The sequence below is a fragment of the Streptomyces sp. NPDC057271 genome (assembly GCF_042668715.1).
Lineage (GTDB): Bacteria > Actinomycetota > Actinomycetes > Streptomycetales > Streptomycetaceae > Streptomyces.
Genome location: NZ_JBHUYJ010000233.1, coordinates 1 through 1,960 on the forward strand (window position 1 = coordinate 1; position 1,960 = coordinate 1,960).

A 1,960-nucleotide genomic window follows, 5' to 3' on the forward strand; every position below is an offset into this window, starting at 1 on the left:
CGCCGCTACATCATCTGGCGAAACCGCCACGCCGACGACCGGCACCTACGCGCCGTCGTCGACAGGGCGAACGTTGCCTGATGCGGCACTAGCCCCGGACTTCGCGGGTTATCGTTTCAGGTCTGTGGCCAGCGGGTTTGTCCGATTTCGGTGTCGAGTAGGTCGAGAAGGTGGAGTTGGACGCCGCGGGTGATCTGGACGGTGGGCGGGTCGGTGACGTGGCCGATCCGCAAGGTGAGTTCGCCGAGGTGGTTGAAGATCATGCCGCCGGTGGGGCGGACGCGGCGGCTGCCCGGGTAGAGGCCGGTCATGGTCTGCTCGGGGCCCAGCGCCCGTCTGACCTGGCGCTCGATCAGGCAGAAGACCAGCAGGGCCAGGCAGATGACCTGGATCAGGGCGGCGACACGCCGGTTGTGCTGCACGAAGACCGGCGCGACCGCGAGCGGGCCCTTGAAGTCGTGGTAGCGGCGTTCGACCGTGCCCTGGCCCTTGTAGTGGATCAGGGCCTGCCCGGCGTCCGCCTGGTCGCCGGGGACGGACGTCAGCAGTGCGTACCAGCCGTCGACAGCGGCTTCGGCGTCCAGCACGTCGGTGTCGAAGTGCCAGGCCAGGGCCGGGGTGCCGTCCTCATTGTCGGTGACGGTCCAGCGCAGACACGAGGTGACACGGCGCTTGGCGGCGATGACACCGACCCGGGCGACGATCTTCTCCCGGGTCCTGTAGTGGCGTCCGCCGGCCGCAGCGGTGAGCTTGTTCAGGTCCTCGGCGGCCTTGGCCAGACGCTTGCTGCGGGCGGCCTGCCGGCCGGCGGCGTTCGCGGTGGAATGAACCAGGATCCGGCGCACGGTGACCGGCGGATCGCTCTTGCGGGGGCCGGTCAGGGTATGGGCGTCCTCCAGCACGCGGTAGGTCTCCCGCTTCTCGGGCGGCTTGTCCGCGTCCCTCTCCGGCGTCCAGTCCACAACCGTGGCCCGCGCGGGATCGAGAGCGGCATAGACCTCGTCCTTGACCTGCGCTGCCGGGGCCGGGGCGATGAACTCAACCCCGGCCGCCAGCAGGGCGCCCACGTTGGAGTAGGACACCAGCTTGGAGTCGGCGACCATCAGGAAGCCGCGCTCGCCGGCCATGGCCCGCAGGTCCTTCATCACGCCGACGACCTGGCTGACCTCGGCCGCACCACCGCCGAAGACCCGGGCATGGAGCGGGACGCCGCCGTCGGCCGAGACCGTGAGCCCGGCCTGGACCTGCTTCAGATCGAAGCGCCGGTCCTTGGGATGCCCGTAGCCGATGACGGGAAAGTCCTCCTCCTGGCCCTCAGCCGGGAAGGCCCCGTGCACGGACATGCTGGTCATGTCCCAGTGCATCCGGGCCACGTCGATCCCGAACTCACCGATCGCCCGCGCCCCGACCGTGCCCGCGATGTGCTCCAAGTGCGGAGCGATCGCATCCAGAGCCCTCGCCAGACGGTCATCGTTGAGCAGACCGGGCTCGATCCCGAAGACCTCCTCCACCGCCCAGCACCGGGCCCAGTCCTCCACCCGCACCAGCGGCGCGGGCGACGTCAGCCGGTTGGCCACCAGCGCCTCGATCGCCTGCCCGTGCGTCACCAGCGCACTCGCACCCCCAGGACACACCTCGTCGACGATCCCGGCGACATCCAGCCGGCGCAGAAACTCGGCAGCGACAGGCAGAGCGCCCAGACGCTTCTCCACCACGGACGTCACCGCCACTTCAAGGCGCTGACGCTGAGACCGTGGCTGCGGGGACCGGGAAGTCATCGACACACCCCACCCAACGCCCCACCACCGACCCAGGACACCCCCAGACCGGTCACACCATACGAATCAACGACCCGCGAAGTACGGGCCTAGCCGCAATGCCGGTGACTTAAATGTCCTGCGCTCGTTGGTTGTGGTGTGGCGAGGGTGGGGCAGGTCAGGGTGCCTGCGGGTGAGCGGTT

General features: G+C 69.3%; 1 protein-coding gene and 1 pseudogene. One reads left to right on the top strand and one right to left on the bottom strand.

Annotated elements, in window-relative coordinates; translation table 11 throughout:
* Positions 1-81, top strand: a pseudogene (locus ACFUJR_RS39160) (transposase); the annotation flags it as partial.
* Positions 82-116: 35 nt separating this feature from the next.
* On the opposite strand, the gene ACFUJR_RS39165 reads toward ACFUJR_RS39160, so the two are convergent.
* On the bottom strand, positions 117-1,715 hold the full coding sequence (locus ACFUJR_RS39165) for an IS1634 family transposase (RefSeq protein ID WP_383181654.1): 1,599 nt from the start codon (positions 1,713-1,715) through the stop codon (positions 117-119).
* Between the last annotated feature and the right edge of the window lie 245 nt (positions 1,716-1,960).